Here is a 15,314-nt window from a genome sequence, read left to right as displayed (position 1 = left end):
CCTCGACCACGGGCGCGACCTCGGCGGCCGGAGCCTCCGGGGCGGTCACGGCGCGGGTCGCACGGCGACGGGCACGCGGGGCGGGAGCAGCGGCGGGCTCCTCGACCGGGGCGGCAGCGGGGGCCGCAGCGGCGGGGGCCTCGACGACGACGGCCTCGGCCGGCGTCTCGGGAGCGGCCACGGCGCGGGTCGCGCGGCGGCGGGTACGTGCGGGGGCGGCGGCCGGAGCGGCCTCCTCGACGGGGGCGGCCGGGGCGGCCTCCGTCACCGGGGTCACCTCTGCGGTGGCCCCGCCGGGCGGGCCGGCGGGCCGGGAAGCGGCGCGGCGACGCCTGCGCGGCGGCAGGTTGTCGCTGGGGCTGCCGCTGTCGGCGTTACCTGCGGTGGTGTCGTTTTCGTTGTTGAGCATTGCGGGCGGTTCTCCCGTCACGCTCCCGGGCGCCGCGGCTGACTTCCGGTCCGGCTCGGCTCCGCGTAATGAGCGCGGAACCGGCCTCCGGGGCGCGTTCGCCACACGGGAGCTGTAGTCCATGGCCGCCGGTTCCGTACGTGTTGTCCGTACGGCCTGGCGGAAGTCTTCAGGTCAGTGCGCGGCCCGACCCAGGTGGCTCCCGAGTACCAGGGCTGCGCGACGACGACGATCCCTACGCGGCGGGACCTTCCGGCGCCTTCGCGTCGGCGGCTACGGCGGCCGTGGGTGGAGCGGCCGTATCAGCCTCGCGGTCGGGCGCGAGCGGGTCGGTCACCGTGCCGGACTCCTCGTCGAAGAGCCCCTGCGCCAGCCTGGTCACCGCTGAGGGGACCGGCGGCGCCAGGTCGGCCACAGCTCGGAGACCGGACAGGACGTCGTCGGGTCGCACGGCAGGTGTCAGATGCCGAACAACCAGCCGCAGTATCGCACAGGCATTGTCCAGCGGCCTATCAGCCGGGGCAGGAAGGGCTTCGAGGGAGACGACGGCGCCGCGCGTGTCGAAGGTCCGCATCCCGTTCTTGGTACGTCGCTGCACCTCCACGGTCTCGGCGGCGAGGAAGGCCGTCACGGCCCGTTCGGCCTCGGCGGGCTCCACGCCGTCCAGGCGCAGCTCCCACACGGAGGCGGTCAGCCGGTCCGCGAGGCCCGAGGTGCGGGCCTCGACGGCGTCGATGATGTCGAGCCCGGTCGGCATCGACTCGTCGAGCAGCTCGCGGAGCTTCTCGGGGTCGCGGGGCTCGGCGAGGGCGATCTCCAGGTATTCGGCCTCGCTGCCGGTCCCGGTCGGGGCGGCGTTCGCGTACGAGACCCGCGGGTGCGGGGTGAAGCCGGCCGAGTACGCCATCGGCACCTCGGCGCGGCGCAGGGCCCGCTCGAAGGCGCGCTGGAAGTCTCGGTGGCTGGTGAACCGGAGGCGGCCGCGCTTGGTGTAGCGCAGTCGAATGCGCTGCACCACCGGTGCGGGAGGCGGGCCTTCGGGCTGTCGCTTGCCCAGTGGTTCTTCTCCTTGTGCGGGGCTCCGCGGCTCGCGCGTCGCCCTGAGCGTCTGTGGGACCGGCCGGCGCCGCCCTGCCTCCGGCTCACCCCTGCCGTTCGTGGAGGGAGATCTCGGGAGCGGGCGTGTTGCCTGCGGCTGTCGTACTACCCAGAGTACGCGCCCGTGACCTCGCCGGTTCCACGGGAGGAGTACCGAAGAGCGCCTGACGTACGGCGGCCCGCGCCTCCCTGACCGCGGCGCGGCCGGTGCGCCAGACCTCGCGGACGGCGTGGCCGGCGGGGGTCAGCACGTGCCGGTACACCCGGGACGCGGGCCAGCCGACCAGGATCCAGCCGACCCGCTTGAGCCCGCGCCACAGCCAGCCGGCGATCCGCCCGGCCACGTGCCAGGCCCAGAGGAGGACCTGGCCGAGCGGGGTGAGCACGTACGTGTACAGCGCGACCGCGAGCCAGGCGAGGCCGAGGCCGACGGGCCGCAGCAGGTACCGGTACAGCGCCACCACCAGCCAGGCGAGACCCAGCCCGACGGGCCGCAGCAGGTACCGGTAGGCCGCGACCGCCAGCCACGCGAGGCCGTGTCCGACCGGGGTGAGCACGTACCGGTAGGCCGCCGCGGCCAGCCACGCGAGGCCGCGGCCGACGGGCACGAGCACGTACCGCCACAGCCCGACCCACGGCCACACGAACAGGAGCATGGCCAGGGCCCGGACCACCCAGCCCACCCCCTTGCCGAGCGGGGCGAGCAGGTACCGCATGCCGCCCCGGCCGGCCCAGGCCAGCGCCGCCCCGAGCGGGCGGAACACGTAGGCGGTCAGGATCCGCCCGGCCGGCGCCAGCACCTGGTCGTACAGGCCCCGCCACACCCACGCCAGCCCCTGCCCGACCGGAACGAGCACGTACCGCCACAACCCGACCCACGGCCAGACGAAGACCAGCTTGAGCAGGGTGGTCAGCAGCCATCCGAGCGTACGCAGCAGCGGCTCGACGACATGGACGTACAGCGGCCCGAGGACGTGCCGGTGCACGGCCCGGCCTCCGGCGACCAGCAGCTCCCAGACCACCCGTACGGGCAGTACGACGAGTACGGCGACGATCTTCACGGGGATCCTGATGACGCCCACCAGGCATCCGTCGCCGCCGCCGGCGGGAGGCCGCTTGTCCGTTTCCATGCAGTGAAGGACACGACGAAGGCCCCCGCCCGTTGCGGGCGGGGGCCTCTCGTGACCCAAGGGTTACTTCACGACCGACAGCGGCAGCAGCTTCTTGCCGGTGGGGCCGATCTGGATCTCGGTCTGCATCTGCGGGCAGACGCCGCAGTCGAAGCACGGGGTCCAGCGGCAGTCGTCGACCTCGGTCTCGTCGAGGGCGTCCTGCCAGTCCTCCCAGAGCCAGCCCTTGTCGAGACCGGAGTCCAGGTGGTCCCAGGGCAGGACCTCCTCGTACGTGCGCTCGCGCGTCGTGTACCAGGCGACGTCCACGCCGTAGGCCGGCAGCGTCTTGTCCGCGGCCTCCATCCAGCGGTCGTACGAGAAGTGCTCGCGCCAGCCGTCGAAGCGGCCGCCCGACTCGTACACGGCGCGGATGACGTCGCCGATGCGGCGGTCGCCGCGCGAGAGGAGGCCCTCGACGATGCCCGGCTTGCCGTCGTGGTAGCGGAAGCCGATGGAGCGGCCGTACTTCTTGTCGCCGCGGATCTTGTCGCGGAGCTTGCCCAGGCGGGCGTCCGTCTCCTCGGCCGACAGCTGCGGCGCCCACTGGAACGGGGTGTGCGGCTTCGGCACGAACCCGCCGATGGACACCGTGCAGCGGATGTCGTTCTGACCGGAGACCTCACGGCCCTTGGCGATGACGTTGACCGCCATGTCGCCGATCTGGAGGACGTCCTCGTCGGTCTCGGTGGGCAGGCCGCACATGAAGTACAGCTTCACCTGGCGCCAGCCGTTGCCGTACGCGGTGGAGACCGTGCGGATCAGGTCCTCCTCCGAGACCATCTTGTTGATGACCTTGCGCATGCGCTCGGAGCCGCCCTCGGGCGCGAAGGTCAGACCGGAGCGGCGCCCGTTACGGGTCAGCTCGTTGGCCAGGTCCACGTTGAAGGCGTCCACGCGGGTCGACGGCAGGGACAGGCCCACCTTGTCGTCCGTGTAGCGGTCCGCGAGGCCCTTGGCGATGTCGGCGATCTCCGTGTGGTCGGCCGAGGAGAGGGAGAGGAGACCCACCTCTTCGAAGCCCGTGGCCTTCAGGCCGCGCTCCACCATTTCGCCGATGCCGGTGATGCTTCGCTCCCGCACGGGGCGCGTGATCATGCCGGCCTGGCAGAAACGGCAGCCGCGGGTGCAGCCGCGGAAGATCTCCACGGACATCCGCTCGTGGACGGTCTCGGCGAGCGGGACCAGGGGCTGCTTGGGGTAGGGCCACTCGTCGAGGTCCATGACCGTGTGCTTGGACACGCGCCACGGCACGCCGGAGCGGTTGGGCACGACACGGCCGATGCGGCCGTCCGGCAGGTACTCCACGTCGTAGAAGCCCGGCACGTAGACGTTGCCGGTCTTCGCCAGGCGCAGCAGGACCTCTTCGCGCCCGCCCGGCCGCCCCTCGGCCTTCCAGGTGCGGATGATCTCGGTCATGTCGAGGACGGCCTGCTCGCCGTCGCCGATGACCGCGCAGTCGATGAACTCCGCGATCGGCTCGGGGTTGAAGGCCGCGTGGCCGCCCGCGAGGACGATCGGGTGGTCGACCGTACGGTTGCGGGCCTCCAGCGGGATGCCCGCGAGGTCCAGCGCCGTGAGCATGTTGGTGTAGCCCAGCTCCGTGGAGAAGGACAGGCCGAACACGTCGAAGGCGGAGACCGGGCGGTGGCTGTCCACGGTGAACTGCGGCACCTTGTGCTCGCGCATCAGTTCTTCGAGGTCGGGCCACACGCTGTACGTGCGCTCGGCGAGGACGCCCTCGCGCTCGTTCAGCACCTCGTAGAGGATCATGACGCCCTGGTTGGGCAGCCCGACTTCGTACGCGTCCGGGTACATGAGCGCCCAGCGGACGTCACAGCTCTCCCACTCCTTGACCGTGGAGTTGAGTTCACCGCCGACGTACTGGATGGGCTTCTGCACATGCGGAAGCAGGGCCTCAAGCTGAGGGAAGACCGACTCGGTCATCACGCGACTTTCGTGAAGCGGGCAGGGGGCAGCTCTCAAGCGTACCTCGCCCCCCGGCCCCCTCCCTTCACATGATCATCCCAGGGCCGCCCGCAGCGCGGGGTCCGAGGCCTTCGTCCAGATGCCCGGAAGTTCCCGTTCGCGCCGCTCGGCCAGGGCCTCCTCGCGGGCGTAGAGGACGCCCCAGGTGAACGCGGACTCGCCCGCGCCCGCCGCCTGGACCGCGAGGCCGCGCAGGGCCTCGCGGGCCACCACGCTGTCCTGGTGGTCGCCGAGCAGGGTCTGGACCTTCTTGCCCGCCTTGGCCAGGCGTTCCGCCGGCTTGCCGAGCACGGGTACGGCCGACTCCGCCGCGTACCGCAGGCGCTTGGCCGCCTTGCGGGCGTCGTGCAGGGCCAGGTCCCGTTCCTCGCCCTCCGCCAGGGACAGTGCGCCCTCGACGCGGACGGCGAGGCGCGCGTAGTCGCCGAGCACCGCCTTCGGCAGGACCGCCCGCGGCTCCGCGTCGGCGCCCTTGAGCAGCGGCGGCGCCTCCAGCAGGGCGTCGAGGGAGTCCAGGAGGGAGACGTAGCGCTCGCTGTCGAGGACGGCCAGGGCCCGGCGCCGCGACGCGGAGCGCCGGGTGGTGTTCCACACCCGCAGCCGGCTGCGGACCGGGCCGATCACCAGGGTGCGCGGCAGCTCCCCGATGCTCGTCTGGATCCGCTCCAGCAGGACCTCCTGGTCGCGGTCGACGCCGAGTTCGGCGGCCAGCCAGCGCAGCTCCTCGCCGATCGGGTCGGTGGCCGCCCGGTCGAGCACCTTGCGGTACGTCTTGAAGGTGCTGCGCAGCCGCCGGGTGGCGACCCGCATCTGGTGGACGGAGTCCGGCAGGCTGCGTCGCACGGCCGGATCCTGGGCGATCAGGACGTCGCGCTGTTCCCGCAGGTACGCCAGGACGTACGCGCCCGCCGTGCCCTCGGGACCGCCGCCCTCGGGCCGGGCCGGGGGCACCGCGTCGGTCTCCACGAGCGCCCGGGCGAGCTTGGAGGGGGCGTCGGAGACCCGGAGCCCGGCCTTGCGGAAGGTCTTCTCGACGGCGTCGAGCAGTTCGGGGTCCACCCCGTCGGCGAGTTCCACCTCGACCTCGGTCCAGGAGGCGCTGGCCTGGCCCCGCTCGGCCTGGACCTCGTCGGTGCTCAGTTCCGCGAGCAGGGCTCCGCCGGCGTCGAGCAGGTGGCTGACGCGGCGCGAGGAGACCAGCCTGACCTGCGGCTGGAGTCCGGCGCCGCGCACCCGGGAACGGACGAGGGCGGCGAGGGAGGACGGGACGGTGTCGCTGAGCGCGGCCGTGACCTCGTCGCGGACTCCCGGGGAGACGGGCAGTTTGAGGTGCCAGCCCGCGTCGGCGCCGCCCGTTCTGCGCCGCAGGGTGAGACCGTCGGCGGCGAGCCGCTGGTCGGGGGTGTCGTAGTACACGGCGTCGAGGTCGACGGTGCCCTGGTCGGAGACGGCCGCGATCGCGGCCGTTCCCGTCAGGTCCGGCACCCCGCGCCGGGCAGATTTGGCCTTGGAGAACTCGAATTTACGCTCGATTTCGCGCTTGGTGTCCGCCATAGACCGAACTTAGTCCTGAACGGATCACGGCGGCAGGGTGAACAGGAGATCAGGCCGACAATGGCCGTTGCACCTTGATCGACTGCAGCAGTCCGATCGCCACCCACACCGCGAACATCGACGAGCCTCCGTACGAGACGAACGGCAGCGGCAGCCCGGCCACCGGCATGATCCCGAGGGTCATCCCGATGTTCTCGAAGGACTGGAAGGCGAACCAGGCGATGATCCCGGCGCAGACGATCGTCCCGTAGAGCTCGGTGGTCTCCCGCGCGATCATGCAGGCCCGCCACAGGATGACGGCGAGCAGGAACAGGATCAGCCCGGCCCCGAGGAAGCCCAGCTCCTCCCCCGCCACGGTGAAGACGAAGTCGGTCTGCTGCTCCGGCACGAACTGGCCGGTGGTCTGCGAGCCCTTGAAGAGCCCCGAACCGGTCAGACCGCCGGAGCCGATCGCGATGCGCGCCTGGTTGGTGTTGTAGCCGACGCCCGCGGGGTCCAGCTCGGGGTTGGCGAAGGCCGCGAAGCGGTTGATCTGGTACTCGTCGAGGACGCCGAGCTGCCAGATCAGGACGGCGCCGCCCGCGCCGGTGCCGAGGAGTCCGAGCACCCAGCGGTTGGACGCGCCGGAGGCCAGCAGCACGCCGAGCACGATGACGATCATGACCATGACGGACCCGAGGTCGGGCATCAGCATGACGATGCCCATCGGGGCGGCGGCCAGGCAGAGCGCCTTGACGACCGTGCGGTGGTCCGGGTGGGTGAGGTCGCCCGCGTCCACCCGGGTGGCCAGCAGCATCGCCATGACCAGGATGATCGTGATCTTCACGAACTCGGAGGGCTGGAGGGAGAATCCGCCGCCGATCACGATCCACGCGTGAGCGCCGTTGATGGTGGCGCCGAGCGGGGTGAGCACGGCCAGGATGAGCACCAGCGAGAGCCCGTAGAGGACCGGCACCGCACCGCGCAGGGTGCGGTGGCCGAGCCAGATGGTGCCGATCATCAGGACGAGGCCGATGCCGGTGTTCAGGGCGTGCCGGGCCAGGAAGTAGTACGGGTCCCCCTGGTTCAGCTGGGTCCTGTTGCGGGTCGCCGACCACACCAGCAGGGCGCCCATGAAGGACAGGGCGAGCGCGGAGAGGAGTATCGGCCAGTCGAGCCGGCGCACCACGGAGTCGCGGGCGGTGAGCTTGGCCATCGCCCCGCGCTCGGGCGCGTACCGGGAGACGGAGAACTTGTTGGCGGTTGGCATGTCTTTCGGTCCTCAGTCGTGCCGTGCGGGGCGCGGGGCGGGCGGCCCGGCGAGGGCGGGCGGTTCCAGTTCCTCCGGGGACGGCGGCACGTAGGGCCGGATCTCCGGGGAGTCGATGGAACCGTCGGGGCGGATCTTGGGCAGGTTCGTCTCGGGCTGCAGCAGCAGGGCCTTCTTCAGGTCCTGCTTGCCGGCCATGTCGAGACCGTAGATGGCGTTGTAGAGGTTGCGGACGGCGGGGCCGGAGGCTCCGGAGCCGGTGCCGCCCTGGGAGATCGTCATGACGATCGTGAAGTCCTTGGTGTAGGTCGCCAGCCAGGACGTGGTCTGCTTGCCGTACACCTGGGCGGTGCCGGTCTTGGCGTGCATCGGGATCTTGTCCATCGGCCAGCCGATGAACCGCCAGGCGGCGGTGCCGCCGGGCTCGACGACGGAGCGCAGGCCTCCGTCGAGGTCCTTGACGGTCTTGGCGTCGACCGGCAGTCGGCCGTGGGACTGGGGCTTGATCATCTCGATGCGCTTGCCGTCGGGGCTGACGATGGCCTTGCCGACGGTGGGGTTGTAGAGGGTGCCGCCGTTGCTGATGGCGGAGTACGCGGTGGCCATCTGGATGGGGGTGACGAGGACGTCTCCCTGGCCGATGGCGAAGTTGATGCTGTCGTAGGCCTTGAGCTGGTTGCCTTCGAGGCAGCTCTCGTAGGCGATCTGCTCGACGTAGGTGCCGCCCCGCTTGCCCTGCTTGCACCAGGAGTTCTTGTTGGCCTTCCAGAAGCTCTGCTTCCACTGGCGGTCGGGGATGCGGCCCTTGACCTCGTTGGGCAGGTCGATCCCGGTCTCGGAGCCGAGTCCGAACTCCCGGGCGGTCCGGTAGAACCAGTCGTGTGCGTCCTTCTTGGGCGTGAGGCCGCCGTCACGCTGCCACTCCTTGTGGCCCAGGGCGTAGAAGACGGTGTTGCAGGAGAACTTGAGGGCGTCGCCGAGGGTGATGGGGCCGTGCCCCTTGGACTCGAAGTTCGCGAAGCTCCGGCCGCCGAGGCTGTAGGAGCTGCTGCAGTTGTACTTGTCGTCGAACTTGTAGCCGGCCCGGACGGCCGCGCTCGCGGAGACCACCTTGAAGATGGAGCCCGCGGGGGCCATGCCCTGGATGCCGCGGTTGAGCAGCGGATAGTTGGAGCTCTTGCTGGTGAGCCTGGCGTAGTCCTTGCCGGAGATGCCGCCGACCCAGGCGTTGGGGTCGTAGTCGGGCTGGGAGGCCATCGCGACGATGCGGCCGGTCTTGGCCTCCATGACGACGACGGCTCCCGAGTCGGCCTCGTACTTGCGGCCGGTGATGTTGTCGGTCTCGTTGCGGACGACCTTCATCGCCGCCTGGAGCTCGAACTCGGCGACGGACTGGACCCTGGCGTCGATGCTGGTGACGAGGGTGGAGCCGGCCACGCCCGGGTCGGACTTGGTCTGGCCCATGACCCGGCCGAGGTTGTCGACCTCGTACGAGGTGACCTCCGCCTTGCCGCGCAGCTGCCGGTCATAGGTGCGTTCGATCCCGGAGCGGCCGACCTGATCGGACCGCAGGTGCGGCGAGTCGGTGTCCTTGGCCTTCTGGATCTCGTCGTCGGTGACCGGCGAGAGGTAGCCGAGCACCTGTGAGGTACGGGCCCCGCCGGGGGCCGGGTAGCGACGGACGGCGGTGGGCTCGGCGGTGATGCCGGGGAAGTCCTCGGGGCGCTCGCGCAGCTGGAGCGCCTGCTGCGTGGTGGCTTCCATGGTGACCGGGATCGGCTGGTACGGGGAACCGTTCCAGCAGGGCGCGGGGGTCTGGGAGTCGCAGAGGCGGACCTTCTCCATGACCTCCTTGGGGGTCATGTCCAGGACGCCGGCGAGGCGGGTCATGACGCCCTTGCCCCGGTCCTTCATCTTCATCAGAGCGGTCCGGCTGGCGGAGACGACCAGCCGGGTCTCGTTGTCGGCGAGGGGGACCCCGCGGGCGTCGAGGATCGAACCGCGCACGGCCGGCTGGACCACCCGCTGGACGTGGTTGCTCTTGGCCTCGTGGTAGTACTCCGCGCCGTTGCGGATCTGCAGGAACCAGAGCCGGCCGCCGAGGGTGACCAGCATCGAGAGGATGAGCACCTGCATGATGACGAGCCTGATCTGCACCCGGGAGGTGCGGCCGGTCTCCGGAACGTTCGTCATGCCTGCTCCTCCCTCACAGCTTCTTGACGCTCTTCACACCCTTGACTGCCTTGACGCCCTTTATGCGGACGGCCTTGTTGGCGCGGGAGCGCGCGGTCTTCAGGCGCAGGCCGCCGCGCTGGCTGCCGATGCGCAGGCCCGTACCGCCGGCCAGCCAGCCGGCGGAGACGTCGGCGGCCTTGTTCGCGGGGCCGCCGCCGGCCTCGACGGCCATCGGGTCGTTCTCGGCCCGCCGGGCCAGGGCCATGATGAACGGCACCGTGAACGGCGCGAGCAGCAGGTCGTAGAGGGTCGCGGTGAACAGCAGCCCCGTCAGGCCCACGTGGCGGGCGGCGGTGTCGCCGACGAGGGCGCCCACGCCCGCGTAGAGCAGGGTGGAGCCGATCGCGGCGGCGACGACGGTGAGCATGGGGCCCCAGGCGGAGCGGAAGCGCCCGCCGTCGTGGCGGACCAGCCCGCAGAGGTAGCCGATGACGCACAGTACGAGCGCGTACCGCCCGGCGGCGTGGTCGGCGGGCGGGGCCAGGTCGGCGAGGAGACCGGCGGCGAAGCCGATCAGGGCTCCGCTGACGTGCCCGTACACGAGTGCGAGGGCGACGACGGTGAGGAGCAGCAGGTCGGGTACCGCGCCGGGCAGTTGGAGCCGGCCCAGGACGGTGACCTGGACGACGAGGGCGACCACGACGAGCGTGGCCGAGAGCAGGATCCGGTTGAAGCGCATGGGCGGTCTGCTCCTACTCGTCGGCCGGCTTGCCGGGCACGCTGGCGGACCCGGACGGGGTCACCGTGACGGTGACCGTCGGGGTGGGCTTGGGGGCCTCGGGCTTGGGCGGCAGCACGGCGTCACGGGGGTCCTCGCGCGGGGGCATCACGACGACGCCGACGATGTCCAGGCGCGAGAAGGCGACGGCCGGATTGACCCAGACGGTGCGGGTCAGGTCGCCGCGCGAGGGGTCGACCTTGATCACCTCGCCGATCGGCACGCCGGGCACGAAGGGCTTGTTGCCGCGCGAGCCGAAGGTGACGAGCCGGTCGCCGGGGTTGATCTTGGCCTTGCCGTTGAGCATCTGGACGGACATCGCGCGGTCGCCCTGGCCGGTGGCGAAGCCGAGTTCGCCGGTCTTCTCCAGCCGGGTGCCGACGGTGAAGTCGGGGTCGTTGGCGAGGACGACGGTGGCGGTGTCGGGGCCGACGGTGCTGACCCGGCCCACGAGCCCGTCCCCGTTGAGGACGGTCATGTCGCGTTCGATGCCGTCCTTGCTGCCGGCGTCGATGGTGACGGTCCAGGAGAAGCCCTGGGCCGCTCCTATCGCGATGACCTCGGCGCCCTTGATGCCGTACTGGCCGGCGCCCGCCCGCTTGAGCATCTCGTCGAGCTCGTGGATGCGGCTGCGGGTCTGCTCGTCGCTGCCGAGCTTGGCCTTCAGGGCCGCGTTCTCGCGTTCCAGCACGGCGATGCGGTTGTGCCGCTCGCCCGAGTCCCGTACCGCCCCTATGGCGTTGGCGACCGGATCGACAGCGGTCGCCACACCCTTCTCGACCGGCCCGAAGACCGCTGCCGCGGCCTGCCGGGCACCGTCGACCGGCGACTCCTCGCCTGCCCTGATGTCCACCGTGATCAACGCGAACGCGATGGCGATCAGAAGCACCAGGAGCAGCCGGCTTTCTCGTGTGTCCCTCACGTGCGGCGGCCGTGCCTTCCTCGTCGGAATTCTCTTTTGCCTGTATATCAACGATCCGCCGCACGGGCCCGGTAGCACCCGTACGGCGGATCCTTGGTGTTCCGCATGGCCCCTCCGGCAGGGAGGGGCATCTGTCAGCGACGGGGCTGGGCGTCCAGGACCTGCTGGAGCGCCTCGAACTCCTCGACGCACTTGCCGGAGCCGAGCGCCACGGAGTCGAGCGGGTCCTCGGCGATGTGGATCGGCATGCCGGTCTCCCGGCGCAGCCGCTCGTCGAGGCCGCGCAGCAGGGCGCCGCCGCCGGTCAGGACGATGCCGCGGTCCATGATGTCGCCGGAGAGCTCCGGCGGACACTTGTCGAGCGTGGTCTTGACCGCGTCGACGATGGCGTTGACCGGCTCCTCGATGGCCTTGCGCACCTCGGCGGCCGAGATGACGACCGTCTTGGGCAGGCCGGAGACCAGGTCGCGTCCACGGATCTCGGTGTGCTCGTCCTTGTCGAGGTCGTACGCCGAACCGATGGTGATCTTGATCTGCTCGGCCGTGCGCTCACCGAGCAGGAGCGAGTACTCCTTCTTGATGTGCTGGATGATCGCGTTGTCGAGCTCGTCGCCGGCCACCCGGATGGACTGTGCCGTGACGATTCCGCCGAGGGAGATGACGGCGACCTCGGTGGTGCCGCCGCCGATGTCCACGACCATGTTGCCGGTGGCCTCGTGGACGGGCAGGCCCGAGCCGATGGCGGCGGCCATGGGCTCCTCGATGATGTGCACCTGGCGGGCGCCGGCCTGCGTGGACGCCTCGATGACGGCGCGTCGCTCCACTCCGGTGATGCCGGAGGGGACACAGACCACGACGCGCGGACGTGCCAGGTACCGTCGCTTGTGGATCTTGAGGATGAAGTACCGGAGCATACGCTCGGTGATCTCGAAGTCGGCGATGACGCCGTCCTTGAGGGGCCGTACGGCGACGATGTTGCCGGGCGTGCGCCCGATCATCTTCTTCGCCTCCGAGCCGACCGCCAGAATGCCGCCGGTGTTCGTGTTGATGGCGACCACGGACGGCTCGTTCAGGACGATCCCCCGGCCCCTCACGTACACCAGCGTGTTGGCGGTCCCGAGGTCGATCGCCATGTCACGGCCGATGAACGACATGTTGTTCCCCTTGTTCCCCATGAGGAGCGTCTGGCCTTCCAGTTGATAGCGGCTGCTGTCAGGTCGGCGAGGTGGGTGTGTGGGTGGAGGCCCCATCGTAGTCACGGTTGTACCGACACCGCGCGACGGGACTCCGGCAATCCCGCCGGAATGGATACCCGCCCCCTTACTGGTGACGACGTGTCCTGCCCAGGCGTTCCCGCTCACGCCGGGAAATACCGAAGGGCGACCGAAATTACTTCGGTCGCCCCAGGTCATGAGCGCTATTTGGCTGATGTCTCGTCAGGAAAGAGTGATCCGAATGAGTCAGAGAGCCGGGAAGAACAGCTTCAGCTCGCGCTCCGCGGACTCCTCCGAGTCCGAGGCGTGGATCAGGTTCTCCCGGGTGACGGTGCCGAAGTCGCCCCGGATGGAGCCGGGCGCCGCGGCGATCGGGTCGGTGGGTCCGGCCAGCTGGCGGACACCCTCGATGACGCGTTCCCCTTCGACGACCAGGGCGACCACGGGACCGCTCGCCATGAAGCCCATCAGGGGCTCGTAGAACGGCTTGCCCTTGTGCTCGCCGTAGTGCGTCTCCAGGGTCTCCTGGTCCAGCGTGCGCAGCTCCAGTGCGGGAATGGTCCAGCCGGCCTTCCGCTCGATGCGGCCGATGATCTCGCCGACCAGACCACGACGGACGGCGTCGGGCTTGAGCAGGACGAGGGTGCGCTGGGTCATGTTTCGGCTCCTTGCGGCAAACGGGTGCGGTGGGACGAATCTACAGGGCCATCAGGGGCCCTCCGGCCGGTCGCCGGCCGGGCCCGGAGGGGACCCGTCACGCGGTGTCGGGCGCCGCGGACGCCGTGGACGCCCCGGACGCCTCCTGCGCGGCCGCCCAGCGCTCCTTGATCGTGTCGATCCTCCGGCCGTAGTGCACCGAGCACCACCACAGGCCGGCGAACACCGCGCCAAGGAAGAACATCGTCGGGACGACGAACCCGCTCGCGATCAGGCCGATCTGCAGGGCCCAGCCCAGCTGGACCGCCCCGGGACGCGACAGCATCCCGCACAGCAGCACCGACAGCAGCATCGCGACCCCGCACACCGTCCAGACCGCGGCCTGGGTCAGATCGGGGTCCTTCATCGCCACCAGCCCCGCGAAGCCGATCACGAAGAACTCGCCGATCAGCGTGCTCGCACACAGCGTGCGCATCCCTCAGCCCCTCTTCAGCAGCAGGCGGGCCTCGCCCACCGTGATCACGGAACCGGTCACCAGGACCCCGGCTCCTCCGTACTCGGCCTCTTCCTCCGCCAGGGTGATCGCCGCCTCCAGGGCGTCGTCCAGCCGCGGCTCCACCTGCACCCGGTCCACGCCGAAGACCTCGACCGCGACGGCCGCCAGCTCGTCCGCGCCCATCGACCGGTGGCTGGAGTTCTCCGTCACCACCACTTCCGCGAAGATCGGCTCGAAGGCCTCCAGCACCCCGCGGACGTCCTTGCCCTCGCTCGCGGCCACGACCCCGATCAGCCGGCTGAAGCCGAACGACTCGGTCACCGCCTCCGCCGTCGCCGCGGCGCCCGCCGGGTTGTGCGCGGCGTCCAGGACCACCGTCGGGCTGCGCCGCACGACCTCCATGCGGCCCGGCGAGGTCACCGAGGCGAAGGCCCGCTGCACCGTCTCCAGGTCCAGCACCCGCGCGTGCTCCTGGCCGATCCCGAAGAAGGCCTCGACCGCCGCCAGCGCCACCGCCGCGTTGTGCGCCATGTGGGCGCCGTACAGCGGCAGGAAGATGCCGTCGTACTCCCCGCCCACACCGCGCAGCGTCAGCTGCTGGCCGCCGACCGCGACCTCGCGCGAGACGACGCCGAACTCCATGCCCTCGCGGGCCACCGTGGCATCGACCTCCACGGCCTTCTTCAGCAGCACCTGCGCCGCGTCCACCGGCTGCTGCGCCAGGATCACGGTCGCGTCCTGCTTGATGACGCCGCCCTTCTCCACGGCGATCTCGCCGGGCGTGGAGCCGAGCCGGTCGGTGTGGTCCAGGCTGATCGGGGTGACCACCGCGACCGAGGCGTCGATGACGTTGGTGGCGTCCCAGCTGCCTCCCATGCCCACCTCGACCACGGCCACGTCCACGGGCGCGTCCGCGAAGGCCGCGTAGGCCATTCCGGTGAGCACCTCGAAGAACGACAGCCGGAACTCCTCGGCGGCGTCGACCATCTCCACGTACGGCTTGATGTCCTGGTACGTCTCGACGAACCGCTCGGCGCTGATCGGCGCCCCGTCGAGGCTGATCCGCTCGGTGATCGACTGCACGTGCGGGCTGGTGTAGCGCCCGGTGCGCAGCTCGAAGGCGTTCAGCAGGCACTCGATCATGCGGGCCGTGCTCGTCTTGCCGTTGGTGCCGGTGACGTGGATGGAGGGGTACGCGCGCTGCGGCTCGCCCAGCACGTCCATCAGTGCCGCGATCCGCGACACCGACGGCTCCAGCTTGGTCTCGCCCCACCGGGTGGAAAGCTCCTGCTCCACCTCCAGCAGTGCCTTCGCGACCTCCGGGTCTACGGGCGGGGCGGGTACCGGGTCGCCCTGGGGCGGTCCGGCCTGGGCGCGCAGGGTGCGGCTGCCGGCCTCGATCACCGCCAGGTCGGGGTCGCGGTCGGACTCTTCCGCCACGATCTGGTCGAACTCGTCGAAGGTGCCGGCGAGGTCGTCGTTGTCGTCGCGGTCGTGGCTCTCGGGCTGCTGCTCACTCACAGGGCCAGTCTACGGACGGGGACCCGCAGGACTTTCGGCCCGGCCGTTTGGGGACCTTCGGCGGCAAGAGCGACCGGATCGTT

Annotated in this window: 13 protein-coding genes; all 13 read right to left on the bottom strand. The window is 70.7% G+C overall.

What is annotated here, in order from left to right; translation table 11 throughout:
* A partial coding sequence (locus ACIPYQ_RS01865) for a hypothetical protein (protein WP_401245268.1) occupies window positions 1-409 on the bottom strand: 409 nt, incomplete at its 3' end.
* Window positions 410-644: 235 nt separating this feature from the next.
* Entirely contained in the window at window positions 645-1,424 is a 780-nt protein-coding gene (locus tag ACIPYQ_RS01860) for a TIGR03936 family radical SAM-associated protein (protein ID WP_053171682.1), read from the bottom strand.
* Between the two features lie 127 nt (window positions 1,425-1,551).
* Window positions 1,552-2,637 carry a hypothetical protein gene (locus tag ACIPYQ_RS01855; protein WP_401245266.1) on the bottom strand — a complete coding sequence of 362 codons (1,086 nt, stop codon included), beginning with the start codon at window positions 2,635-2,637 and terminating at the stop codon, window positions 1,552-1,554.
* A 63-nt stretch (window positions 2,638-2,700) separates the two neighbouring features.
* Entirely contained in the window at window positions 2,701-4,626 is a 1,926-nt protein-coding gene (locus tag ACIPYQ_RS01850) for a TIGR03960 family B12-binding radical SAM protein (RefSeq protein WP_401245264.1), read from the bottom strand.
* 72 nt (window positions 4,627-4,698) lie between these two features.
* Complete coding sequence (locus ACIPYQ_RS01845) at window positions 4,699-6,219, bottom strand: CHAD domain-containing protein (protein WP_401245262.1); 1,521 nt, start codon at window positions 6,217-6,219, stop codon at window positions 4,699-4,701.
* A gap of 49 nt (window positions 6,220-6,268) precedes the next feature.
* Window positions 6,269-7,468, bottom strand: a complete 1,200-nt coding sequence (gene rodA, locus ACIPYQ_RS01840) for a rod shape-determining protein RodA (protein ID WP_401245260.1) — start codon at window positions 7,466-7,468, stop codon at window positions 6,269-6,271.
* 12 nt (window positions 7,469-7,480) lie between these two features.
* Window positions 7,481-9,661, bottom strand: coding sequence for a penicillin-binding protein 2 (mrdA, locus tag ACIPYQ_RS01835; RefSeq protein WP_401245258.1), 2,181 nt, complete (start codon window positions 9,659-9,661; stop codon window positions 7,481-7,483).
* Between the two features lie 13 nt (window positions 9,662-9,674).
* Window positions 9,675-10,382, bottom strand: a complete 708-nt coding sequence (gene mreD, locus ACIPYQ_RS01830; RefSeq protein WP_401245256.1) for a rod shape-determining protein MreD — start codon at window positions 10,380-10,382, stop codon at window positions 9,675-9,677.
* A gap of 13 nt (window positions 10,383-10,395) precedes the next feature.
* Window positions 10,396-11,343 carry a rod shape-determining protein MreC gene (gene mreC, locus ACIPYQ_RS01825; protein WP_361760096.1) on the bottom strand — a complete coding sequence of 316 codons (948 nt, stop codon included), beginning with the start codon at window positions 11,341-11,343 and terminating at the stop codon, window positions 10,396-10,398.
* Between the two features lie 134 nt (window positions 11,344-11,477).
* Window positions 11,478-12,497, bottom strand: a complete 1,020-nt coding sequence (locus ACIPYQ_RS01820; RefSeq protein WP_008738981.1) for a rod shape-determining protein — start codon at window positions 12,495-12,497, stop codon at window positions 11,478-11,480.
* A gap of 306 nt (window positions 12,498-12,803) precedes the next feature.
* Window positions 12,804-13,214, bottom strand: coding sequence for a nucleoside-diphosphate kinase (gene ndk / locus ACIPYQ_RS01815; RefSeq protein ID WP_030710854.1), 411 nt, complete (start codon window positions 13,212-13,214; stop codon window positions 12,804-12,806).
* Between the two features lie 97 nt (window positions 13,215-13,311).
* Window positions 13,312-13,689: a DUF4233 domain-containing protein gene (locus ACIPYQ_RS01810; protein WP_401245253.1), complete on the bottom strand. Its 378-nt coding sequence runs from the start codon at window positions 13,687-13,689 to the stop codon at window positions 13,312-13,314.
* Between the two features lie 3 nt (window positions 13,690-13,692).
* Entirely contained in the window at window positions 13,693-15,231 is a 1,539-nt protein-coding gene (locus ACIPYQ_RS01805) for a bifunctional folylpolyglutamate synthase/dihydrofolate synthase (RefSeq protein ID WP_401245251.1), read from the bottom strand.
* Window positions 15,232-15,314: the final 83 nt, after the last annotated feature.

Source organism: Streptomyces sp. NPDC090045 (assembly GCF_044747975.1).
GTDB lineage: Bacteria > Actinomycetota > Actinomycetes > Streptomycetales > Streptomycetaceae > Streptomyces.
This window is presented reverse-complemented; position numbering and strand designations above follow the sequence as displayed.